General features: G+C 62.6%; 23 protein-coding genes. 4 read left to right on the top strand and 19 right to left on the bottom strand.

Annotated features, from left to right (window positions below; genetic code table 11):
• Nucleotides 1–137: 137 nt before the first annotated feature.
• A complete protein-coding gene (locus tag E4T66_RS18425; protein WP_136851024.1) occupies nt 138–1454 on the bottom strand; it encodes a toprim domain-containing protein in 1317 nt (438 codons plus the stop codon).
• A 49-nt stretch (nt 1455–1503) separates the two neighbouring features.
• Nucleotides 1504–2274, bottom strand: coding sequence for a hypothetical protein (locus E4T66_RS18420; RefSeq protein ID WP_136851022.1), 771 nt, complete (start codon nt 2272–2274; stop codon nt 1504–1506).
• A 171-nt stretch (nt 2275–2445) separates the two neighbouring features.
• On the opposite strand from E4T66_RS18420, the gene E4T66_RS18415 reads away from it, so the two are divergent.
• The 4 genes from E4T66_RS18415 to E4T66_RS18400 all read left to right on the top strand — a co-directional run bounded on the left by E4T66_RS18415 (nt 2446) and on the right by E4T66_RS18400 (nt 6151).
• The gene (locus E4T66_RS18415; protein WP_136851020.1) at nt 2446–3174 is read left to right on the top strand and encodes a hypothetical protein; all 729 of its coding nucleotides are present in this window, start codon (nt 2446–2448) and stop codon (nt 3172–3174) included.
• A 505-nt stretch (nt 3175–3679) separates the two neighbouring features.
• On the top strand, nt 3680–4624 hold the full coding sequence (locus E4T66_RS18410) for a hypothetical protein (RefSeq protein ID WP_136851018.1): 945 nt from the start codon (nt 3680–3682) through the stop codon (nt 4622–4624).
• Nucleotides 4621–5562 (top strand): ParM/StbA family protein, encoded by a 942-nt coding sequence (locus tag E4T66_RS18405; protein WP_136851015.1) that lies wholly within the window; start codon nt 4621–4623, stop codon nt 5560–5562. Before E4T66_RS18410 ends, E4T66_RS18405 begins: the two co-directional genes overlap by 4 nt.
• A complete protein-coding gene (locus E4T66_RS18400; protein WP_136851013.1) occupies nt 5555–6151 on the top strand; it encodes a hypothetical protein in 597 nt (198 codons plus the stop codon). Before E4T66_RS18405 ends, E4T66_RS18400 begins: the two co-directional genes overlap by 8 nt.
• A 4-nt stretch (nt 6152–6155) precedes the next feature.
• Here E4T66_RS18400 and E4T66_RS18395 read toward each other — a convergent pair whose 3' ends face one another.
• The 17 genes from E4T66_RS18395 to E4T66_RS18315 all read right to left on the bottom strand — a co-directional run bounded on the left by E4T66_RS18395 (nt 6156) and on the right by E4T66_RS18315 (nt 23008).
• Nucleotides 6156–6734 carry a hypothetical protein gene (locus E4T66_RS18395; protein WP_136851011.1) on the bottom strand — a complete coding sequence of 193 codons (579 nt, stop codon included), beginning with the start codon at nt 6732–6734 and terminating at the stop codon, nt 6156–6158.
• Nucleotides 6731–7429, bottom strand: coding sequence for a hypothetical protein (locus E4T66_RS18390; protein ID WP_136851009.1), 699 nt, complete (start codon nt 7427–7429; stop codon nt 6731–6733). Before E4T66_RS18390 ends, E4T66_RS18395 begins: the two co-directional genes overlap by 4 nt.
• Nucleotides 7422–8180: a hypothetical protein gene (locus tag E4T66_RS18385; protein WP_211243025.1), complete on the bottom strand. Its 759-nt coding sequence runs from the start codon at nt 8178–8180 to the stop codon at nt 7422–7424. Before E4T66_RS18385 ends, E4T66_RS18390 begins: the two co-directional genes overlap by 8 nt.
• A gap of 104 nt (nt 8181–8284) precedes the next feature.
• Nucleotides 8285–8956: a hypothetical protein gene (locus E4T66_RS18380; protein ID WP_136851005.1), complete on the bottom strand. Its 672-nt coding sequence runs from the start codon at nt 8954–8956 to the stop codon at nt 8285–8287.
• Nucleotides 8949–9752, bottom strand: a complete 804-nt coding sequence (locus E4T66_RS18375; RefSeq protein WP_136851003.1) for a hypothetical protein — start codon at nt 9750–9752, stop codon at nt 8949–8951. The genes E4T66_RS18380 and E4T66_RS18375 overlap by 8 nt, the downstream gene beginning before the upstream one ends.
• A gap of 45 nt (nt 9753–9797) precedes the next feature.
• The gene (locus E4T66_RS18370) at nt 9798–12491 is read right to left on the bottom strand and encodes a hypothetical protein (protein ID WP_136851002.1); all 2694 of its coding nucleotides are present in this window, start codon (nt 12489–12491) and stop codon (nt 9798–9800) included.
• An 8-nt stretch (nt 12492–12499) separates the two neighbouring features.
• Nucleotides 12500–13753 (bottom strand): hypothetical protein, encoded by a 1254-nt coding sequence (locus E4T66_RS18365; protein ID WP_136851000.1) that lies wholly within the window; start codon nt 13751–13753, stop codon nt 12500–12502.
• An 8-nt stretch (nt 13754–13761) separates the two neighbouring features.
• Nucleotides 13762–14556, bottom strand: a complete 795-nt coding sequence (locus E4T66_RS18360; RefSeq protein WP_136850998.1) for a thioredoxin domain-containing protein — start codon at nt 14554–14556, stop codon at nt 13762–13764.
• A gap of 68 nt (nt 14557–14624) precedes the next feature.
• Nucleotides 14625–15194, bottom strand: a complete 570-nt coding sequence (locus E4T66_RS18355; protein WP_169577714.1) for a transglycosylase SLT domain-containing protein — start codon at nt 15192–15194, stop codon at nt 14625–14627.
• A 34-nt stretch (nt 15195–15228) separates the two neighbouring features.
• The gene (locus E4T66_RS18350) at nt 15229–15636 is read right to left on the bottom strand and encodes a hypothetical protein (RefSeq protein ID WP_136850994.1); all 408 of its coding nucleotides are present in this window, start codon (nt 15634–15636) and stop codon (nt 15229–15231) included.
• Nucleotides 15637–15639: 3 nt separating this feature from the next.
• Nucleotides 15640–16776 (bottom strand): hypothetical protein, encoded by a 1137-nt coding sequence (locus tag E4T66_RS18345; RefSeq protein ID WP_136850992.1) that lies wholly within the window; start codon nt 16774–16776, stop codon nt 15640–15642.
• Entirely contained in the window at nt 16766–17308 is a 543-nt protein-coding gene (locus E4T66_RS18340; RefSeq protein ID WP_136850990.1) for a hypothetical protein, read from the bottom strand. The genes E4T66_RS18345 and E4T66_RS18340 overlap by 11 nt, the downstream gene beginning before the upstream one ends.
• Nucleotides 17286–20084 carry a TraG/VirB4 family ATPase gene (locus E4T66_RS18335; protein WP_169577713.1) on the bottom strand — a complete coding sequence of 933 codons (2799 nt, stop codon included), beginning with the start codon at nt 20082–20084 and terminating at the stop codon, nt 17286–17288. Before E4T66_RS18335 ends, E4T66_RS18340 begins: the two co-directional genes overlap by 23 nt.
• Before the next feature lies 1 nt (nt 20085).
• The gene (locus E4T66_RS18330; RefSeq protein WP_136850986.1) at nt 20086–20559 is read right to left on the bottom strand and encodes a hypothetical protein; all 474 of its coding nucleotides are present in this window, start codon (nt 20557–20559) and stop codon (nt 20086–20088) included.
• A complete protein-coding gene (locus E4T66_RS18325) occupies nt 20544–20882 on the bottom strand; it encodes a conjugal transfer protein (protein WP_136850984.1) in 339 nt (112 codons plus the stop codon). The genes E4T66_RS18330 and E4T66_RS18325 overlap by 16 nt, the downstream gene beginning before the upstream one ends.
• The gene (locus tag E4T66_RS18320) at nt 20863–22305 is read right to left on the bottom strand and encodes a TraB/TrbI/VirB10 family type IV secretion system protein (protein WP_136850982.1); all 1443 of its coding nucleotides are present in this window, start codon (nt 22303–22305) and stop codon (nt 20863–20865) included. Before E4T66_RS18320 ends, E4T66_RS18325 begins: the two co-directional genes overlap by 20 nt.
• Nucleotides 22292–23008, bottom strand: a complete 717-nt coding sequence (locus tag E4T66_RS18315) for a hypothetical protein (protein ID WP_211243024.1) — start codon at nt 23006–23008, stop codon at nt 22292–22294. Before E4T66_RS18315 ends, E4T66_RS18320 begins: the two co-directional genes overlap by 14 nt.
• Nucleotide 23009: the final 1 nt, after the last annotated feature.

The raw sequence follows: 23009 nt of genomic DNA, 5'->3' as shown, positions 1-23009 counted from the left end.
GGGCCAGCACGCGACGTAGGGACGGCGGTGAGCGGGGTTCAGCACCAGCTGAAGCACGACCACGACCACAAGGACAATCAGGGTGAACTTCGCGAGGCGGAGCGCCGGGCTGATGGGCGACTGTGTGGGGGCTGGCATTATCGAGCCTCTGTGATTGCGATCTGAAGGCCGTAGCGGCGCTGGATCAATGTTTGGGCGTCGTCGACGCGCACCCCATCTTCGAGGAGGCGGGCCATCATTTGCAGCGCCTCGGAGGGCAGCGGCATGACCGGGCGCCCGGCCGCCTGCATCACCCGAGTGAACACATCCCAGCTGTACGGCGTCAGAGTCCCGCGCAGTTTCCAGTAGGTGCGGGCGGACTCGAAGGACTTTCGGTCGTCGCCGGCAGCAAGGATCTCTCGGGCCAGAAGAGCGCCAGAGCTGACCGCGGTTTCGAGCAGGGACACGATTGTGGCGCCCTCCCCGGCCTGGTAGAGGTCGTCGACGTCGAGGCCCGCGGGCGGCGTTGCGAAGAAGCAGGTGATGCCGCGTGGCTCGCAGTTGCGGATTGTAGCTAGGGCCCCGTCCGTTCCAGCCTTGTCGGCGTCAATGAAGTAGACCAAGGCCTCCACCCCGTTTGCGGCCATGTACGCGGCCTGGGCGTCAATGACCGCGTTGCCGCCCGTCGCGTTGGCGGGAATGCCGAGGGCTTCCAGAGCGTGGCGGTCGAGGGGGCCCTCGACGCAGATGAGGGTGTTGTGTCCGGGGCGCCGGAAGCCGTACGGAATGGTCCGAACCATCCCCTCGCCATACCGGTACTTGGGGGGCGCATCAGGGCCATCCGGTGGGTCGCCAATCAGGCGACTCCAGAGCCGGAGGGTGCCGTTGGGTTGTTTCCACCAGCCAACGAGCCGGTTGGCGTGCAGGCTCTCCCTGTACTTCGGGTCCGGGAGGATGTCCCACTCCCGCGCGAGTGCGAGATCCACGCCGCGCTGCTTGAGGGTGGCCTCGAGCCATTTCGCGCCGGGGTAATAGCCGATATCGAGGCGGTCCCAGGTGTCGCGCGGATGCTTGCGCGTGGTGGCGAGATAGTCGCCTGCGGAAGTGTTGTTGATCAGCGCCGACTTCAGGACGGAGCGAACAACCGCCGATAGCCGCTGGCTCTCGCTGACTTCACCGTCCCGGGCGGGAGGCACAACCCCGGCAGCGGCGCACAAAGTATTGAAGGTCTCTTGCTTGTTCCCGCCATGGCCCGCCAAGACGTATTCCCACAGGGAGGTGGAATGGCCGCAGTTGTTCTTGCGAGAGCACTGGAAGCGGCTGTGCCCGGGGTAGTAGTAGGCGGCCCCGGCCGTTTGGCACGAGGGGCAGTCGAGGACCCAGTAGCGCGTGCGTTTCTTCGGGTTGAGTGCCGAAAGCAATCCGGCGTCAGCGGCGTCGAGAGCCGGCAAGACTTGATCGTTCAGGAAAGACATCGGGGCTCGTTCTGTGTAGACGAGCTTTAGACGTCGTGCATGCCCGCCGTTATTCGGGGTGGCTGTGCAGCTCTGCAGCGATCTCGGCAGCGCGAGGGCGCATCCGGTCGAGGCAGCGGACGACGTTGCGGCGGTCCTCGTTGAGGGCCGCGGCGATCTCGTCGGTCGTCATTCGGTCGCGTAGACACATCATCAGGATGGACACCTGGCGCCGGCTATATTCAGCGCGAAGGCGCTCGAGCACGATGCGCAGTGTCTCGTTCTGCTGGGAGAGATCCTCCTCAGCAACCAGCAGCTCAGCGGGATCGGAGATGGACTCAAGGCTCTCGACGGTGCACCAGGTCGAGGCGCTCTCGTCGACTTTGACCCGGAGATCGGAGTCGCGGAAACGCACCTCGCCGCTCGGGTTCAGGGTCAGGGCCCAGTGGCCGCAGCTGCTTATGCGACCGTAATACTGCTGGGCGATGTTGCAGCGCGCGGCGGTCCTGAAGACGCTGCAGGCGCGGATGCAAAGGATGTCGTGTTCAATTGTGGGGGCCTCGCTGACCGCGCGACTCAGCCATCGAAGCATGGTGGTCGTGATCAGGTCGTGCAGGCTTTGGCGACTTTCCGCGACATGGTCAGTCCAGGAAATCCCCTGGGGGCGCCAATACCTGCGGAGGCAGTAAGCGACCCATCCATCAAGGTGCTCGTCCAGGACCCGGACGACTCTCGGCATCAACTCGGGGGAGCACTCGGCCTCCCGCGCCAATGCGTTGATATACCGCTCCATCTGCAACTGTTGGAGTAGTTGCGCGCGCGAAATCGCTGCGTGCCCCATGTTCTTCCCCCGAAGAATTTAGGGGGCGAGCGTAGAACAAAACTTGCACGTCCGCAAGCAAACAATGTTCGCCAGGTTCGCTTTGTTACAGCCTTGCCTACAATGCCGGGGGTCAGTGGGGGGTGCTGTAGCGTTATGGAGCGGGTGAGTGGACCAGGTGGAGGGATACAGATGACGTCGCCAACAACAGCGGCGCGGCTAATAGAACGGCTCGTGGCGCAGGGACGGGAGGTGAAGGAGGTTGCGGCGGAGTGTCGCCTCACGGTGGCCCAGCTGCGGCGGCTGCGAACGGGCTCGCAGCCGGCGGCGTCGGAGGATGCGGTGCTTGTCCTGGCGGGGTTAGCGGGATGTACTCCGGAGAACACGGCCGAGTTGGTTTTGGAAAATGCACTCGAGCGGATCGGCGCGGAGGCGAAGACCGCGTTTCTGGAACGCGCCCGCAGCGGCACCCAGCAGAGCAGCGCCTATTGCGATCGTGTTGTGCTGGACGAGGTAGCCGCGTGTCCACAGGCGGAAGTGGTCGCGCGCCTGCTCGCGGCCGTCGAGAGCCGTGGGGCGATGAAGATTCACCCGCGCGGCGTATGGGTGAAGAGGCCGGATTGTTTGTACGTCGCGATCGAGGGCGGTGCGAACGATGGCGACACGATCGTTGAGACCCAGGCCTCCGGAGGCGTGTTCGGCGTCGGGGAGCGCTATGTTGTCGCTACAGAAGTAGGGCACCTCACGCTGATGACCTTTCTAGCCCAGATTCCCGGTACGCATCAGCTCGCCTTTGCCACCACGACAGACCCCAGGCAGACCATCCGGGTGGTGGCGACTACGGCCACCCCGATCGAGGCAGGGGGGCGAGATCTCTTTCTGGTAGGCCGCGCGACCCGGGTAGTTCACCAGGACCTGTAACGCCCTATTGGGCAGAGTTACCCGAAGTATTAGATTGGTGCCGCGTTGGGGGCTTTACACCCGTACGCACGCGGCTCTCCGATACCACCAAAAAACAACAACTTAGAGCGGCCAAGCCCCCCGCGCGCTCTGTCACGCCCAGGATTCCTGCACGCGCGCCCCCCGCACGCCGCCCTAACGCCAGGCCCCTCTCAGAAAGCGCCCGGCGTACGCCGGCATCGGCCGCGAACGCGCCGCCATGCGCCACTCCTAACCGCCCGCAGGCCACGTTGACCGGCGCGCGCGGAGCCCTCCACCGGCGTGCGGCGACCGTGTAGCGGCGCGCGTCTGGATGGGTGCGGCGGAGGGCGTCTGGGCCTAGGCGGGCCGCGGGCGACCTGAAGGCGTAGTGGCGGCGAGCGGTGGTACACGCAGGCCCGGGGCGGGACACGGGACGGCCGCACTACGTCCCGCCCCGTGAAGCCCCAGAACGCTCAGCCGTGGGCAATCCGTGCGTCTATCGAGCATGGAGAATCCCAAACTCAACGCCTACCTTGAACTCCGCGAGGAGTTGCGGCGCCGGCGTGCCGATACGATCACCAATCTGGAGGACGTGATCCGGTACGTCGGCCGCCACCTCGATGCGGTGGACTGGGAGATTGATGAGCTGATGCGCCAGTTCAATCACCCAGCAAGGCACGTCCTTGGCAGGAGCCTGCGTGTGTATTGGGGGGAGATGCCGGCCGACCGCGCCTTGGGACCGGCTGGTGTTGACTGGTATGTCGTGCACGCAGACGGGAGACGTGAACGGATGCGGCGGCCCCAGGTCCGGTATCTGCCGAGGTACACCACCCCGGCGTTCCTCCCCTTCCAGTCGGCCGCCCTCGAACGCCTGACGGACTACCTGGCGATTCGGAGCGCTGCGCGCGAAGCAATGCGTAACCTCGTCCCCCTGGTGCGTCGCGCGGAGGTGGCTTCGATTCCGGGCCCCCAACCGAGCCCCGCAGTCACGGCCCGTTACCGCGCCGCGCTGATCTCTGACGTTGCCACGATGGTCCGCGAAGCGGGTGAAGCCCTGGAGCTGATCGATCGCGAACTCGACGAAATGATGCAGCGGTTCAATCAGCTCACCAAACGTCCCAGGGTTTCGATTGTGTGCCGGTGGGAAGTTTCTGAGAAAGCAGTTGGGCCGTTCAGCGGCCCGGCGGGACCGACCTTCTTTATGGCCACTGCAGGACTGGGGGGACGCCGCATGGCGCGAATGACTTCGCCCAAGGGCCCAGACGAAAACCCCATCTCAAGTCGCGAGCTGGAGCGCGCCAAGTACAACAAGAACCCAGACGAAATCGGAAGGCTGGCGGCCGAAATCACGATGCTTCGCGTCCGCCGTCGCAGTTACACGAGCACGCTCAAGGCCACTGCACGCGCGGTGGCTGCACTACATCGAATCAAAATGGAACCGGAAACATGAAGAACCCCCTACTCCTCGGCATCGACGTCGGCTTCGGCCAGCTCAAGGCCGCGTCGGTCGACGGTCGCGAGATCTGCATGCCGTCATGGACGGCCCAAGTGCACGACCGCTCCATGTCTTTGAAAGAGACCAAGGTAGTCAATGATCGGGGCGCTATGTGGCTTGTGGGGGAAGACGCACATCGACTGGCCAAGGCGTCGGTTCCGACAGTGGACTCGCTATGGTATGAAACGGACGAGTACCGTGTGCTCTTCCGTTACGCACTGGAGCATTTTGGTGTGCGAGCCGCCCGGATCGTAACCGGCCTTCCGGTGAAGAACATCCGTAGCGACCACCGCGAACGATTGATGCGTACCCTCAAGTCGTGGAAGTCGGACGGATTAGACATTGAAGTGGCGCGCATCGTGCCCCAACCGGTCGGTTCACTCTTCGATATCTGCTTTGATGCCCACGGCGAGCCGGTCGACAGCATGGATGGGCGCATTGGTATCGTGGACATTGGCAACGGCACCATCGACGCGGTTGAGGTTACCGATGGCGAGGTGAGCTGGACCACCAATACCAGCGAGCCGCGTGGCGTGAGCCGTGCCTACGAGTATCTGCTCTCGCATATCCGAAACAGGGATCTCCCGGCGCGGATCACGGACATGCCGCGGGTCTTTGCGCAGGGGAGCATCCGGTCCGGCACGACAACAATCAGCTTGGAAAAACCGATCGCGGAGGCCAAACGCATGGTCGTCCAGGCAGTCTCGGACATCGTCGCGGATCTGTGGACCAATCCCAATTCGCTCGAATGCCTCATTCTCTCCGGTGGCGGCGCAGCGTTTCTCCAGGCGGAGCTTATGGAGACGTTCAAAAAAGCGAACGTGAAGATCCCAAAGACCCCTCACCTTTCCAATGTGCGTGGCTACCTGAAGATCGGGGTGCTCAATGGCTGAGAAGAAGCGCGCTGCGGTGACACGACCGACGTTCATTCTCGACAAGGAACGGGATGCCGAGCTGATCCGATTCCTGAGCGACGCCCCGAGCACGCTTTATCAGAGCCAGGCGGTTGCAGAACTCGCCCGCCAGGGGATGCAGCAGCTGGGCACGTCGGTAGGAATCCCCCCGGCCATCGCCCCTGCGCAAGCAGTCGAGATGCGCACCACCATCCACCTGGACGATTCGGACCTGCTCAACGCCTACAAAGCAGCGCCGCCGGGGTTCCGGAGCCTGCGCCTTGGCCAGTTCATCGTTGCGGGGTATGCGCTACAGAGAGGGGGCCTGGCCGCGCCGGTATCCGCCGCGGTTTCACCGCCGGTTCGAGACACTGTCCCGCCGCGGTCACCCGCCGCGCCCGCGAAAGAAGCCACTCGCGGGCCGGTAGTGCAGCCCCCGGTGTCGGCGCAGCCACCCTCGCCCCCACCACAGCCCTCCCCGCCTCGGGCCGAAGGGACAGAACCGTCAATGGATGACGAGCTCGACGCGCACCGGTATCAGGAGCGCACGATGGGTCAAGGACAGAAGCTCCTGAGGTCGCTGCCGTAGCGGGCTAGGCCGCACGCGATAGCCAGTCGAGTGCGGTGTTCGCCGGATCGTCCAAAACTCCCTCTGCCCAATCCATGATCTTCCACGGGTTGAAGGTGCGGAGGTTCGCACTCTGGGCAAGCATCGTCGCCGTGCCATCAGCGAACAGGCGCAGATAGCACGTCGACGGCACCCAGCCCATGCGATAGGCGATAGCCCAGGCTTGGAGGCCCATCAGCAGTTCCGCCTCGTCGCCGGCGCCGAACAACGGAATCGCCAGCTCCGAGACGATGTATCGAACGCGCAGCAAGTTCCAGGGGCGATCGCCAGCGATCACGGAAAAGTCGATCGCGCAGTCGACATGCTTGCGCCGCCCATTGATGACTCGGCCGATGAACTGCTTACGTTCAGCAAGCAATGTTTGAGGCGTAATCGACTCGTAGGAGCGCAGCACCGGATGGTCGCACTGTGTCTCCGGCGCAGCCTGGCGATCACGAACGGTCGCTCCCGAATTGCGTATACGCAACGCGGGATGGCCCTGATCCGTTGGTTCGGCCGAACTGCGAGAGCCGGGCCGTCCGGCATGCTGACTGTGCGTGTTCATCGTGGGTCCAATAGAGAAATGCGATTTCCAAATGCGGGCGACGGTCGCAGCGTTCCGCTGGTCTGATGCTGCCGAGTGGCTTCGAACTCCTCAGCGGTCATGGGCTGGAGATCGAAAGACTTGGAACGAATCTTTGAGTGGGGATTAAACCGTTGCGCCTTGCGCGGCAGATCAGCTGCTGCGTCCGCAGCTGCGGCAGCGGCCGCCTGCACCGGCGCGTCCCCATACCCTCCCACCTTCCGGATAGCGGCTGTCAGGTTGGAGATGATCTCCGAGAGGATAAACATCCGCCCACGTTCGAGCTCAACGCCAAGCTGCAGCACTTCATTTGGCCGCGCATACGTTATCGGCACCCCCGGAACGTCACTCGTCGACAACAGCACGCGCTGGTCCGTTCCGTAGGTCGGTCGCAGTACATGCGGACTCGCCGCGAAGAGGTAGAGAACCGAGAGCACCACGAAAGCGATCCGGTACCGTTTCAGCGGGAACAGCAGCAACGCAAGCCCTGCGCCAGCCAGTGCGGGCCACCAGACTTCCAGCGTCGGGATCATTGTGGCGACCGCTGCCAACGGAAATCCGGTTGCGGCGGCGACTTCCTCATACCCCACCGAGTGCTGGCGTGCGGCGGCGGCGCAGATGATCAGCGCGCCGCCGGCGCATACCTGAAAGATGCGGCTTGGCGCGCGGTCAGTCATTGGCGTGCTCCTTGTCATAGCCAGCGATCGTCGATTTCAAAAACGTGATGAACTCCTCCGAACCCGGCACTTGCAGCGACGTCATCGAATCCCGCGTCACCGCGACCATCTCACCATCGGGGCGCACGAGCATCATCAGCGGATATCCCAGCGAGTTGCGATGAGCTTCGTCGATCCGACTGCCATGAACTTCAAGGAGCCAGTCCACCTGAGGAAGGAAGTACGTGCCGTCCGCACCAGGATCGGTAAACCCGACCAGGAACCGATCAAAGCACCCGGCGCTGTACATGAAGCACCCTTTGGTGAACTGCGCGAGCCCCATAACGCGACCATTGAACCCGCCGGGCAAGTCCATTCGGGTCAGCCAAAGCTCAGCACCTGGGGTCTGCTCATTCATGGCGTGGCGGATGGCCGCCAACCAGTTCCCGATAGCCCAGGCGTCATGCCCAGAAAGGCGATGAGATGAACCGCTGTCCGGAAGATCAACAAAGACCAGCACGGTCCACTTGCCGAGCTGTTGTGACCAGTCGACTTCCGCGATCGGAAGGTGAAAAAGCATTTTTCCATGCTGCTGGAGCAGCTGATCCACCGTCATGCGGACAAGATGGATCGGCGGAGGATTCTCGGCGATCGGTCCGAGGGCGCCCAGCTTCGATGCGGTAAATGTGTACCGATCCGCAGTGGCTGCCGAAAGGTAGGCCCCGCCGCAAACGAAAACGCCGAGCGCCCCGAGCAATAGCGCGGCAATCATTGCTCCGCGATCAGTCAGCTTCCAACGAGGTGTGTTCGTGTCCATGCCCAAGGATACGACGACCCCCAGCGGAAGTTAGTCACTTAGCCATTGTTTGGGGGGTGTCACCGTGGGTCCAGAATGCCAGCCGACCGAACGATTGCCCGCGACTCACGCAGAGTCCCACTCGTCCGAGACTGGCGCGTAAGTTCCAGCTCTTCCGCCGTGATCGGCTGGAGATCGAAAGACTTCGTAATCTTCTTTGAGAACGTCGTCGACATCGGAGTCTTGCGGGCCAGATCGGGGACGGCCGCCACGGTGTCCCCTGCCTTCTTGCCGAAGGTTTCGGTGACGGCCCCAATGACATGCCCAAGAATCTCCGCGCGGCCCCGTTCAAAATCCTCTGAGCTCTTCAGCATGTAGTTAGGGCGGGCCGCCGATATGGGCACTCCCGGCACATCGGTTGTCGAGTGCAGCACTCGCGAATCGGTGCCGTACGTCGGCCGGATCCTATACAGATCGCCCGAGATTGCTACGAAGGCCGCGAGAACAACCAAGACGATGCGATATTGCTTGAGTGGGAACGCCAGCAGTGCGAGCCCTGCCCCGGCCAGTCCAATCTGCCAGAGTGCGAGCACCGGGACCAAGTTGGCCACACCGCGCAGCGCAAACCCCGTCGATACCGCCACCTGCTCCGTGTCCATGTCGACGGAGTAGAGCCGTGCGAGATACGCCAAGAACAGCAGCACACTCCCCGCACAGACCTGGAAGAACCATCCCGGCGTGTACTCAGTCATGGGTGTGCTCCTTGTCATAGGCTGCGATCGTGCCGTTCAGGAATTCCAAGAACTCCTCCGAACCGGGCACATGCAGCGAAGTCAGCGAATCCCGCGTTACCGCGACCATCTCACCATCAGGCCGTACGAGCATCATCAGCGGGTACCCCAGTGCGCCGCGCTGAGCGTCGTTGATTGGGCTGCCGTGAACTTTAAGGAGCCAGTCCACCTGAGGCAGGAAGTGCGAGCCATCCTCGCCAGGATCGGCAAACCCGACCAGGAACCGATCAAAGCAGCCAGCGGTGTACATGAAGCACCCTTGGGTGAACTCCAAGACCCCCATAACGCGGCCATTGAAGCCACTGGGCAAATCCATACGGGTCACCCAAAGCTCGGCACCTGGCACCTGCTCATTCATTCCGTGACGAATGGCCGCCAACCAATTACCGATCGCCCAAGCATCATTGGTGCTGAGGCGATGGACCTGCCCGCCGTCGGGGAGATCCACGAAGACCAGGACGATCCATTTGCCGCGCTGGAGAGACCAGTCGATCTTGGAAATCGGGAAGTTAAGGTTCATCTCCCCGGGCTGACGGAGCAGCTGATCCACGGTCATGCGGACAAGATGAATCGGCGGAGGGTTCTCCGCGACATTGCCCATGACGCCCAACTCCGAAGCGACAAACGCGAATCGATCAATTCGTGCGGCCGAAAAGAAGGTTATCGCGCAAACCAGAACCGACGCTGCACCGAGCAATAGCGCGGCAGCGATCGCCCCGCGATCCGTCAGCCTCCAACCAAGTGGTTTCGTATCCATGCCCAAGAATACGACGCCGCGCGCCTGAAGTTAGTCACTTAGCGTTCAAGGCTTATCGAGGCCCTTGGGGTCCTTCTTGACCGGACCATCGGGAATCGCCCTCGCTCCAACGGGTTTCGGAGCTGGCCTTTCAGGGGCCGGCGGTCGATCCAGCCCGCGTGGTGGAGCCGCCGGCGCGGGCGCGCTCTGCCGCGGAGGATCAACGGGGCGAGAAGGGCTCTGAGAGGCTTGCGGTGACGACGGCCGAGTGGACTGGGAAGGGCGCGCGGACGAGGGATTGGGCGACGGGCGGCGGTTGGTGGACGACCGAGTTCCAGGGCTAGAGGACTGCCGATGTGGAGCGGAAGCCGGGCGCTGGCTCACTGGTGCCAAGACGCCAGATCCAGGGGGAATGCTCGGGCCCTGTGCTGGCGTGTAGGTTGGCGCGGTGCCGACAGGCGCGGTGCCGGGCGAGGATGGAACCGATACGCTCGCGCTTGACGCGGGGGCAGACTGCGCCCCCGAAACAGGAGACGAGACGCGGCTCGAACTATCTCTGGGCGCACCACTCCGCGCGGTCGCGGGGGAGGCGCTTGCCCCCGCGGAAGGGCCGCCTCCGGGGGCGCTTGCTTTCGGAGCCCCCTTAGATGTCACCCGGTCGCCTGCGTCGGCCAGCGTTCCAACTACGGAACCCTGATGCACCGAATTTGAGCCCTGCCCTTGACGCGCGCTTTGCATTCCAAGCACTGGCCTGCCGCCTCCATCGCCGCCTCCTGGGCGCAAGCTCCTCTCGGCGAATCCCGACAAAGAGCCAGACGGACCTCCCGAGGTCATGGGGGTAAATCCAAGCTTAGAAGTAACAGCTGCGGTTTTTACGCCCCCAGAGAGAGCGGAGGACATAGCTCCGACTTGGCCGGGCCCCGGCACAACCGCTCCAGCAATCTTCGCTCCGGTGTAGAGAGCCCCAGCGCCAGCGGCGAGATTGGCCGCCCCCGCCCGCCCACCACTGAACCGGGAAAACCCTGTTGTTGACCCGAAGGCCAGCATGTAGCCGAGCACAGGGGGGGCGGCCATCACGAGGATGAGGGTTCCCGTGTGTGCAGCGTGCATCAGTGGGAGCATCGGATAGGTGTTCACCTGGTCGACGATCTGGGAATAGGTCCAGTAGATGGACAATGTTTCCAGTAGCCCAGTCCCCATTTTGAGAATCAGAAACATGAGGACCAGTGCCAGCTTCAGCATGAGGATGGCCCGCAGCGGAACCGAAATGACACTCAGGGAACCTGTTGCAAAGCCGGCCAGTAGCAGGATCGGGGTGAAGATGACCAGAATTGCGGAGAGAAGAGAGGTTCCGCCGACCGTCATCATGATCACGTCCGGCAGCTTAATGACGGATTGCGCCCAAATCCCAGTTTCGCTAACAGCGCCAGACGCCCCTCCGACAATCCGTCCGAGCCAATTCTTAAACTGAGTGCCGAAGCCGTCTGTATCTTCGGGCGACACTGCGCGCGTACGATTGGGGTCGCTTTTCGCATACACATTGTTGCCCTTCTGCAGGTTCGCAGCGTACGCGGCACCCGCCCTCATGGTCCCGAAGGTGGACGCCCCATAAACTGCCAAAGCCCGAGGGGTAAGTGCGCCGGTCAAGTCCTTTAGGTATGCGCTCGACGACCCTTTGCGCATCTCCCGCACTGCGGTGTCTGCGATCTGGAAAAGCTCCAAACAGTTGGTTGCATACAAATCGGTATCGGGCGTCTCGCCCCTCGGATGATCGAACTCGCTCAGCGCATCAGCGTCTTCGCGGGAGAGATACAACTTGTTCGCGGATTCGGCGCCGTTGGTCTTTGCGCGCTCACGCCAGTAGTCGGCGCTCAGGATGTGATAGGGCTCCTGATTGAGAGGCATATCGGGAATTCGCGTCGGGTTGCTTGCTGCGAGAATCGCCTTGACCTGACTCCCGTCGCGCCCCGACATGTACCCCGCTGCGGAATTTTTGGCATTCACGATCGCTTCAATGCCCGGAATCCACTTACCAAGCATCGAATTAGCCAGTGTGGAGTCAACCAATTGGGCTTCAGCCATTGTCGCGTCGTACCCGAAGGTGGGCACGCCGCCGAGTCCATAGATCAACCACTCTTTTTGATCGATGGATTTGTAGGCGGGCTCGTTGCGAAGATAGGCGCAATTTTTGTAGTAGTCGTCGATAGGCTGGCGTAAGGACGGCTCGTCGTACATATCGATGTAGGACATGGACATTGCCTGGAAAGTAGCCATCGGCGACGGCTCCCCCTCCTCCGTGGAAAAGCTCACAACGCTATACAGCAGGTCCTCAATGCCGTTGACCGCGTAGAGGAAGACCGCAACCCCCAACGCGACCTTTTCCTTTTTCACTGCAAACGGCGGGAGAACGGACTCCGAAGGCGGCGCTATCGATTCCGACACCGGAAGCCGCGAACTGTGAAACACGACTTTTTCGGCGTAATCCATCGGTACCGGGAAGCTAAAGATATACACCACCACCACGGCCGAAATAATCTTCCACGCTTCCCAGCCCGGGGCGATCATCAGCTTGAACAGCACGAAAATGAGGCCGATCGCCAAGGCGGACAGGCCCCACGTACTCCACAGTGCGTCCATCATCAGCGAGTGATATGGAAGCGCGTACGTCATCGCGATGTCCTGCGCCCGCGCCCCGTCCTGCAGGAAAGGCGCCCAGGCTTCCAGGGTAGGGACTAGATTGTCGACTGCCGGATCAGACATGACAGCTCCTACTGCAATTCGATGACGCGCTTCACGACTGCGTTGACGCGCCCGGTGTTGGATGCGCGAACATCTTCAATCGCCAACTCGGCCTTCATGTTCTCAACCGCCGCATTGAGGGCGTCGATGACGCCCGGAGTGCTTTCGCGCAACTCAATCCCCGCCTGGGCGTTCAAACCCTGCCGGATTTCAAGCTCGAACCGGGCAATGGTGTAGCGAACCGCAGAAACCGCCAGCTCGCGAGTCAATGCGCTCACAGCCTCTTCGTACGCCCATGGTTTCTTGCGTCGCAGCTCAACGAGTTGTGAAAAGGTGGCGGGTGAAATCTCACCGAATGCCGGGTCGGTCTGCAGTTCCTCCCACTCAGGCGCAGTCCGCATGTCGAGCTCGCCGCCCGACCCAACGCTGCTGGCAATGCTGGTCACTGCATCAATCTTTTTACGGTAGTAGTCGGACGATTCGTCGAGGACGGTCGCCACGCTTTTCTTCGAAGGCGTGTAAATGATGGCGCCCGTCTTCGGATTGGAACGGTTGACCTCGACGTTCACGCGAAGGTTGTCAAGACGGGCCTTGTACTCCTTTGCAGTAGCGTCATTCTTGAGGCCCACAGCCGCTACCGCGCCCGGTGGAGGCGGCAGCGCGATACCCGTGCGCTGCTTCACAAACTCTGCGAAATCGAAGTCGTCCGCTGCGCCCTGAAGGCGCGCAAGCTGCTTGTCCAATGCGGTGGTGGCGTCCGGAATGTACTCTTGGAGCACGTCTCCGTTGTCGCATTGCTCCGGCAGTTGATCTGGGTCCATCAAGCACTTGCTCTTCGCCGCCGAAAGGACCTTGTCCGTGCGCGACGCATTGGCCATATCGCGCACCGAGTTACACGAGAAAACCATCAGCTTGCGCAGGAATTCCCGGTGGAGATTGATGTTCTCGTAGATCTGATAGAGCGTGGGATTGGAGTAGATCATGTAGTTGATCAGGATCCCGAACAGCGCTTCCTCGGTGACTGACTTCAAGAGCATTTCGAGCTCGCTCGAGATGCGCCCGAAGATGTTGAAGTCCGGGCTGCCGTCGCATCCGATCTGCAGCGACGGACCCAGTTCGCCATTCAGCACTTCGAACTCGCGACCGCGCCGATCTGGCGCCAGGACGTCAACGTACCGGGATAACTCGGTGGTACCGCCCTTTTTCGGATCGGCAGGTTCAGCGGCCAATGCGGCACTACTCGAATACAGAGCAACCAGCCCCACAAGAACGATTCGTTTCATGACGCACCTCACTTCGACAGGTCCGCAAGGCGGGCAGACAGTTCAGTGACAGACATGTATCCCTCCATGACGGTGGTTTTCTTATTGCGGGTGTCCTGCACCCAGAACGTCGGTGTTTGTCGAATCTTTGGCAGCAGGCTCGCGCGATCCTTGGCGGGTATGGGCCCCGCCTTCAGCGACATGTCTGTCCGGAGTTGATCGACATAGTCGAGGTCGTCATCCATCTGAAGCAGCGTCAGGTCGAGAGACGGGTTCTGCTTCGCCAACAGGTACACCTCGGGGATGGTCTGTCGGCAGGGCGAGCATTTCGAGTCGTAGAACATCCAGACCCGGATGTTCTTCGCGTTGATGGTGACCGGCCCACCCTTGGACGAGGGTTTGACGCTGCTGGTCCTCATGCCGGAGGAGCCCACCGGGTCTGTGCCGCCCATTTCACCCAGCACCTTCAGACTGACCGCGGCCGCTTTTTCCATTTGCGCCATGTAGCGGCGGTTGTATTCGATCAACGCACGCGCGCTTTCGGGCGTTGGGTTGAGCTGGTGATAGATCATCGCCGTTGGGGTGCCAGGCACGAAGTACAGTTCGAGTCCATCCGGGTTCGTCAGGCGGAGCGGCGCGCCCGGATTCTCCCGGGCGATCTTGTCGATCTCCTTGCAATTGGTGACCCACGACAGCTTGTGGCAGTCCAGAAAGGATGGAATCGGCTTTTCCTTGGCTGCCTTAGCATCGGGCGCTGGGGGCTCCGCGGCCCACAGCACCGGGCTGGCCAGAAGGCAGGCGATCGCGACGGAACGAATGTGCATAGATGACTCCTTTGCAGCCTTAGACGGCGCTCCACGCCAGACGGAGCATGGCTGTCACGGCTAGGTAATCAGGAACGGCGGTTTTTGAGGCGCCGGTAGGTTGAGAGCACCTTGGCGCTGTACTGAGCGCGGCGTGCCGCGGTGCTTGCGTTGTAGTAGCCGATCGCGGTCGTGACACTGCCGTGGCGGGCCACCAGGGACGCGAGGAACTTCGACCCGTAGCTCAGGTTCCAGCTTGGAGAGAAGGCCTCATCGAGCGAGCGCATCTGATCGCCGTGATAGTGCAGATTGATCTGCATAAGACCGATGTCGATCATGCGATCGTCGATCTTTCGGATCGAGTAGGACTTCTTCGGGAGCTCGCGAGTCGCTTCGGTCGCATCGGCCTCGGTGCGAAAGAAATAACGAACCGGCTTTTTCCCCGGCTCCACCACGCGGACCATCCACGGTTCGTAGTGAATCCGACGGATCAGATTGACCGCGTCGGCCTTCGACGCGAGGAAGAACGGCTCCCCGTTGACGTTGACCGTCCACGGATGGCCGCGAGACTCGGTGATGACTATCGCGCGGACCACCAGGGGATCGACGCCGGCAGCCGTAGCCGCATCTTCAATGGCGCCCGCGTGCGCCGGCAGCACCGGCCAGCACGACAGCACCAATCCTGCGAGTCGGCTAAGAACCCAGCGCCGGGTACTCATGGCGGCGCAGCCACTCACTGGCATCCGCCGCGCGGTTGGGCACCGTGAAGCCCTGAATGGCTTCCGCTGGCACGCCGTTGATTTTCAGATACTCCACACATGCCCTATAGACGACGTTCAGTACCACGTAGCGTGGCGCCCGATCAGCGGCCAGTTGGGGATGGACCCGGATAAGCTTGCGCAGATTGCGCACGTCGTACGAGGAGGTCAGGCGCCGGGTGACCTGCCGTGAGACGCCGCCCACCGAGATGTCGAGGACAACCTCCTGCATGCGCTCTGGAAGCGCAACGGCAATGACCACAGGAACGGGTTGCCGGACGTAGTAGATCTCGACGGAGCGCAAGCACTTACGGGCAAGGGTTAGCAACTCTCTGTTGCCCATGGGTCAGTGCTCAGGCAGAAAGCTCCACTGCCCGGCTTTGCTACTCAGTGTCACACGGTCACCGGAGATTGCGACGCGGTAGCCGTTCCACGTATCGCCATCGTTAACCACCGAGTTGACGCCCTTCGATGCAAGAATCGCGGACGCACCGCAGCTCCAGCAGGACGGTGCTGCCGCGATCCCGAGGACGCGCAGCTGCGGCGCGCCGCCGGCACTGCCCTTCTTGGATGTGGAGGCCTTCGCGCGAGGGCTGGACGAACTGGGTGTTGGCGGCGGCGCGGGGGTTGGCGCCGGTGTGGGTTCTGCAGCGGCGGCAGCAACGACCGGTGCGGCCTCGACGGGTGCGGGCGTAGGTTCTGGTGTAACAGAGTCGATCGAGGGCAACGTGACGGAAATGGCCGAGCCGGCGTCGGATGGAGTGGACTCGAAAGGCGCCATCGCGTCGTCAAGATTCTGAGGGACGCTGAGATCCAATGCGGGCGCTACGTCGACCTGAAGCAGGCGAGTGTCCGGTGCGTCGCCAGTAACCACCGGTTGTTGATCGGGTTCCTCAGCGGATTCATCAGCACTGGGGGTGACGTCCTCAAGTCCCGAGCCCATGGAGTCCAGCAAGGCGACATCGACCTCGGACGGAGACTGCTTTCCGGACATCTTGGAGACCAGCGCAGCGCCGCCAAGGAGGACGATAACCACCACCATGGCGAACTTGCGCGCCTTCGCGCGTAACGGCACCTTCTCCGGTGGCGACGGTGCCGCTGCGTTCTCGGCCGCGGCGGCGGCAGGTTTGGCCGCCTTCTTTCGGAGTGCGGACAGCCCCGCGATGACGGCTCCGGCAAGGGACTTGCGGCCGGGAGTCGAGGCCGAAGCGGCGACATCTTCGGGGGACACATTCTCGGGGGCGGTTTCGTAGGCGTAATCAGCCGCGTGTGGCGCCTCCACCTCATCGGGGTAGGGAGTGTCGAAATCGTCGATCACCGAGGACTGGTCATCCAGCGGCTCCGCGGCATCCACCGTATCCCGACCCACATCCAGGTCGGGGGCATTGTCAGGCAGCTCCATGTCCAGCGGGTTGGGCGGGGTCACACCGCGGTCCGCCTGATGCAGATACGCTGCGATCGGATCGGGGTCTTTATTCGCCATGGACATACTCGAAACGGGACTGCGATGCCATGGGCGCAGACGGTGCCAGGTAGTTCTGGCGTTGCGTATACGCATCAGCGGGGGCAGCGGACAGGCCCAGGGCCTGGTCCGGAATCGAGGCGTAACTGTCTTCCACCCAGCGACCGGGGGCGACCAGCACCTGCTCCTTGTGCGCCGGCACCAAAGCACCGTTGACGACACGCGAAGGCATGTCGACCCAGTCGAGCACCGGGGGCTGGAACACGAATCCATCGCGCCCTTGCATGCGCCCGCGGAACTCCTCAAGGGTGTCGCGCACACCGGTGTCATAGGCCTGGGTGATCTGCTGCTGATGCAGTGCCCGAATTTCCTTGGCGGCGGAGGCCTCGGCGCGCGCGCGCCGGAGTTCCTGCTGGTCTGCCGTCAAGCTGCGCGGGCCGAGGTTCCGATGCGTCGGACCTGTGGTGTCGCGCGCAGCCGGAGCGCTAGCGCACGCCGTCAGCGCGAAGCACAGAGCCAGTGCCGACAGCTTATAGCGGGTATTCAGTGCCATACGGCAGTTCCTCTGACAGTTCGACGATGGCGCTCTGCAGCGCCTGCATGGGAGACACCCCATCGACCAGATAGTGATTGCGACGCTCGCGCCGCAGATCAACATCTCTAGGGGTTGTGGAGCTCATCCAGTAGGTCACCGGATCTGAGCAATAGCGCATCAGCGCGGTGTAGTTGATGTTGGATTTGTGGCGCAGCAGATAGAAGAACTCCGAGAATTGGGGCAAGGCGGACTTCACCCCATCCCACATCACGCGTTCTTCCTGCGTGATGCCGAACATTTCCTCGGCATCGTCCATGTCCTGTTTGGACTTGCCCAACATGAAGAAGTGCCGGGTATTGGCCAGGATGCCGTCATCGCGTCCGCCTTCGGCATTCACCAGAGAACGGAAGTCGCTGAGGGTCTGGCTGATCAACAGAATGGCCGCTTGGTATTTGCGGGCTTCACGGAAGAAGCCAGCGACGGTTCGGGCCAGATGCTGCTTGGCCAGCACCTTCCAGCTTTCGTCGATCACGATCAACTTGCGATAGCTACGCGGCAGGCGAAATTTCATGTACGCCTCGATCTGGCTGAACAACGCCAGCATCACCACGTCCATGCAGGGCGCGTCGGCGAGGAAGGACGTCTCCAGCACGATCATTTCGGCGTCCCAGTTCACTTCCAGCGGACCATCGAAAATGGCCCCCCAGATGCCGCCGCGCGTGAAGTCGTGCAGACGCCGGGCCAGACTTTGCGCCAGGGTGTCGTCCAGGTTGTGTTCCAGCGATCGCGTCAAGTCGCTGAGCGTCAGTTCCTGCCCGGCCTGCCGCGCCGAAAAGATGGCCTGCAAGTGCGCCATCAGGCGGTTCATCTCCTCCTTGGTGACGGGTTCGGTCACACCCTGCTCATTGGCCGTGCCCGCTTTGAGCATGCCGATCAGAATGCCGAGCATGTAGCCATACTCGGAGCTCGACGGCTCACGGAAGCCTGAGCCCCCCGCCCCACTGCCCGACTCGTCAATCCAGAATGGGTTGAGGCAAATGGGGGTGTAGTCACCCGTCTGCTCGGAAACCAGCACGATGGTTTGGCCGCCGGCCGCTTCGCAGTGCTCCGAGAAGTTGAAGCCCTTGTCGATGACGAACGTCTTTGTCGGGGCCTGCGCACGCGACTGGGACACCACCCCGTTGATCAAGAAGGATTTACCGGTACCGGTGCCCCCGGAAATCAGGGCGTGTCCAGCGGTCGCATGCTTGGTGAAAACGTCGAACGGGACCGGCTCACCGTTGGAGTTATTGAACATCAAGCGGCCGTCATCCAAGCCGGGGAAGCCGGAGTAGACCGGGATCAGATCGGCCAGGTTGGTCGTGAGAATCGGGAAGTCGCGTCGGATGAATTGCTGGGCGCCAGCGCGAAAATTCATGGGGAGCGAATGGTGAATCACCGCTTCCCCACGCAGGGTTTCGCGATAGCCGGCGTTCCATAGCAGCTTCTCGAGTTGCTTCGCACGCTTGAGGGCGGCCACGGCATCCTGACCGCGACAAACGAAGTGCACCGAGGCGCGAACGACCTTGTGATAGACCGTTTCTTCCTGGTTGATGGCGTTGCGCACGTAGTCCAGGTCCTGTTCACGCTTCGCCAGCTTAATAGGATCCGAGGCCAGCAGCGGGATATGCTGCATGTCCTTCTGGTTGGACAGGAGTACGTGCTTCATCGTCAGGTTGCGACGATAGGTAGCCTGCTTCGGCACTGACCAGTTGATCGTGCACCAGCCCTCGCCTTCGGTTTCGCGCAGGGACCGGAGCAGCATCGCAGGCCGCGTCTCTTCCGGCATGACGCGCACACTCGTCACGTAGTGCTGGTAGCCGTCGATCGCCCAACCCTCCCGCGACGTGGCGATCATCGTGCCCACGGAGCACTGCGCAACGCCCGGGCGGAAGTCCCCAAGGGTCAATGCGTCGGTCAGTGTTTCGTAGCCACTGTTCTCGGGCGCGCCCGAGAGCACGGAGCGACGCGGGTTGAGCATGCGGTACAGCAACTGGGTGACCGCATTGCCGTCCAGGCGCTGCACGGTCAGGCCGGCAGCCGTCATCGCATATTCAATCTCCTCGAGGATATTCTTGAAGCGACGCTCATCCTCCAGCATGCGCTTGAGCGCGTCCTCGCCTTTGTTCAGCACGACCGCGCTGCGGATCTGCTCGACGACGGAAGAAAGCCCGCGCTTGTCCGTGCGCGAGGTATCCACCGAGAAGATCAGGTAGTGCTCGGTGACCAGCGCATAGCGTCCGCGGGAAATGCCTTGTGGCGACAGTTCGCGGGGCGCCTGGATGACGCTGCCGTCATCGCCGCTCTCACGCATGCGCTCGAATTGACGCATGCTGGCGTCGGCATCGAGCGGGTGCGCGAAGAATCCAAACCGCGCAGCGCGTTCTTGAACACGCAGGATGGACTCGCCGACCTGGGGAAAGAAACCCTCGTTCCGAACGCCCGCCCGGAACCGGTCAAGACGGTCGGTGACGTCGCGGTGGGAAAATCGGATGTATTGCCCGGTGGACCCCTCGGGGAAGTGATCGATGATCCCCGCCAGGCTGTCCGCAATTCCCGTCTTGGTGTCTTCGGAGAGCGCGTCGCCGGGGATCGCGGGAAGCGCCCACACCACCACCATGCGCGCGTCGCGCGTCAGGAAGTAGTCGCCGTCCTGGACGTACTTGTAGGCGTCGAGGACATCCTGAATACGCAGTTCAGGCGAGTAGCCGAGCTTGGCCACCGCCTCGTCAATCGTTGCGGTATCGCTCAGCACGTCATCCCTCCGAAACCATGAGTAGCCGGGATTCCGGGAAAATGGTGACGCGCTGCCCCGTTTGGGCATGCAGCCAATCCGAAAGGTCAGCGGCACTCCCTGTACCGTTCCAGGTGTCCTGCAGGCGAATGTCGCGCGCGGCACTGTCGGCAAACAACGGGGAGTAGCCCCAGGCGCGCCCCCACAGCGTGACGGCGTCGCCAAGGCGCGTCCCGCGGACCATGATCATGGCCAAGGGCTCATGCAGATACAGCGGGGCCGCGTGAGGCGTTGCGAAATTGGATCGCGTAGCCGCCGCAATCAGCGGCAGCTGGTAGAGCTGACTGTCATCGATCGCGCGACCCGTGTAATACGCCATGGCCTCGGCACGCATGCTGGCACGGTCGTACGTCGCCGCATGGTCGGGGAGCCAACGGTCGTGGGCGCAGGCGGACACCGCCAGCGTGCCGGCGAGAGCGATCACTCGGTAAACCATTCGCCTCTCCGGGTCACGGTGTGTTCCCAATGACCGTCGATTCGGCGACCGGTGCGCGGCTCCTCGTAGGGAGGCACCCAGATCGGGACCACTTCGTCTGGAGTGCGCAGCGGAACGTAGGGATCAGCCACGCCGTAGACCATGCGTTCACGCATTCCAGCGCGCAGCATCGAGACGGCGTCCTGCCCCCCTTTGCGATGCACTTCGTCGTAGATCTCATCGATCGAACGCACCGGGCCCTTGCGGGCCGCACAGCCGGAGAGCGCCAGTGCCGCGAGGGACACCGCAAGGATCTTGGTGAATTTAGAGTAACGGTCGGCCATCAGGAATCTCGTCGGCGCCGGCAGTGTCGTCCGGCAACTGGATGGGTTCTTCGAGGATGAGCTTGAGCGGCGTGCCGCCTTCGATGGAGATCACATCGAACAGCGTGTTGGCGTACTGACGGAAGAAGTTCGCCAGTTCGCGCGCCGGCGCGGCGATTGCCGCGCCGCCGATGGCGCTGCCCAACTTGCCGCCCTTGAGGACCTGACGCAGATTGCCGCCTTGGGTTTCGACTGTGTCGAACGAGCCCTGATTGAAGACATCTCCGGCGGCCGCAATCATTGATGACGCCATCGCGGCGGCCAGCTGGCGCCCCTTCACGGATTCCTTGACGCCGCGCACACCGAGGTCGTTGTCGCGAGCGTCAATCACGTAGCCGTTGATCGAGACGGTGTAATTGCTGCCATCGGCGCGCACCATCGAGAGTCCTTCGACTTTGATCATTCCCGTGGGCCGCAGGCGGTCCATGCCTTCGCAAAAGCCGAACAGATGGATGGACCCCGTCTGGATCTCAATGCCTTGCGGTCCGCGGAACGGACCGACCACAGGCAGCACGATCGGCGCCGGCTTGTCGGAGAGTCCCAGGGACGCGGTAGCGCTTGTTCGAACCGGGCACGTCACCCCATGCAGCGTACGAAGGTCCGCATACGAGTAGGCCGGAACAACAAACGAATGCTCGAGCTTGGCGTCAGTGCCACTGAGGCCACGGGCGGGCTTGTCGGGGGCAGCCACTTCGGGATCCGTGCCTGACTCCGGCGAATAGGCCGCGGCTGCGGGCCTTGCATCAGGGCCGGTCGGGGTCACCGGCGCAGGCATTGCCGGCAGGTTCTGCAACGCGGACGCCACCGAATTGTTTGCAGAGACCAAAGCAGCGCCGCCCAGGCGCCGGTACGGGAACGAACTGTCCTCTGGAGTCTCTTCGCCATACTCCCCGCCGCCCGCAGGCAGAGGGATGTTGGTGATGCCGCCATCCAGGCGAGGGCTGGCCGCGCTACCGCCCAGCGGTGGCTTCTGCGCGCGGATGTTTGCCTCGCTGCGTTCCTCGAGCGTGGTGACAATGCCCTGGATTTCTCGCGTCACCTTGCTTTCGACGTCGTCGATGTGGGCTTTGATTTCCCCCGGCTGCTTGCGAAGCTGCTCTTCGAGTCCGGCGATGCGCTGCTTCATCGCATCGATCTCGACCTGCCGCTGGGTATCGATCGCGCTCTGGGTCAGGGTCTGGTTGTCGACCGCCTTGGTCTCGGTGGCTGCAGGCGTTGGAGGAGCAGCTTTGCGCGTAGCGCCGCTGATCTTCCAAGCGAATACCACCACGCCGAGCACCAGGACGGCGACCACGAGCACCGGCGGGCGCGAGCGGGCTTTCCCGCCTTCGGTCGGCGCCGCGCTCAGGTCCGTCGGCGATGCGGTGCCCTTAGCGGAGGCCACGGCGCGTCTCCGAGACGATGAAGACCAGCCCCTGGTGACTCGGATGGGCCGCGTCCGCCGCAAACTCCGGCGCAGGGCCCAGGCGGAAGTCGTAGGGGTACATGGTGATTTCGGTGACGCGGCCCAGCACGTTGCGTAACTCAGGCGTCGAGAAGTCGATGCCCTCCAGGGCCACCCGGTAGGGCACCCGCCCTTCGTTGACCGCCATCAGCACCAGACCGGTGTAGTTGAGACCCTTGTAGATCTCGGACAGATAGAACTTCACCGAACCCTGTTCCAGCACCAGGCGGCTTGGGAGCGGGTCGGTGAGCTGGGTGCGCGAGTACGCTGGCGGTGTTTCACCGGTCAGCATGTACTCGATCAGCTTGCGTCCCTTCTTCTGCGCCGAGGCTGGCGGTGCCACCAACGCTTCGGACGTTGAGCGTGCGTTGCCGTGAATGGTCAGGTCGGCGCAGTTCCCGCCCAGCAGGCGCAGATGGTAGGTGTTCCCGCTGACCCCCTGAAGGATCACGATCCCGCGATACTTCGGGTCCTCGACCGTGAAGAACAGGCGGTCCGGAAATGCGTTCTCATGATACTGCAGCCCCTCCGTTTTCTCGGGGAGAACCGCCGCGAGCGTTTCAGGGAAGACGACTTCCGTGAACTGGTTGGGGGCGACGTTGACGTCAACCGGCGTGCCGGCGAAGACGACTTGCCGCTGCACG

It is taken from the genome of Sinimarinibacterium arenosum, assembly GCF_005047655.1.
Lineage (GTDB): Bacteria > Pseudomonadota > Gammaproteobacteria > Nevskiales > Nevskiaceae > Solimonas.
Note: the sequence above shows the minus strand (reverse complement) of the source record. Positions and strands in the feature narration are given on the sequence as shown.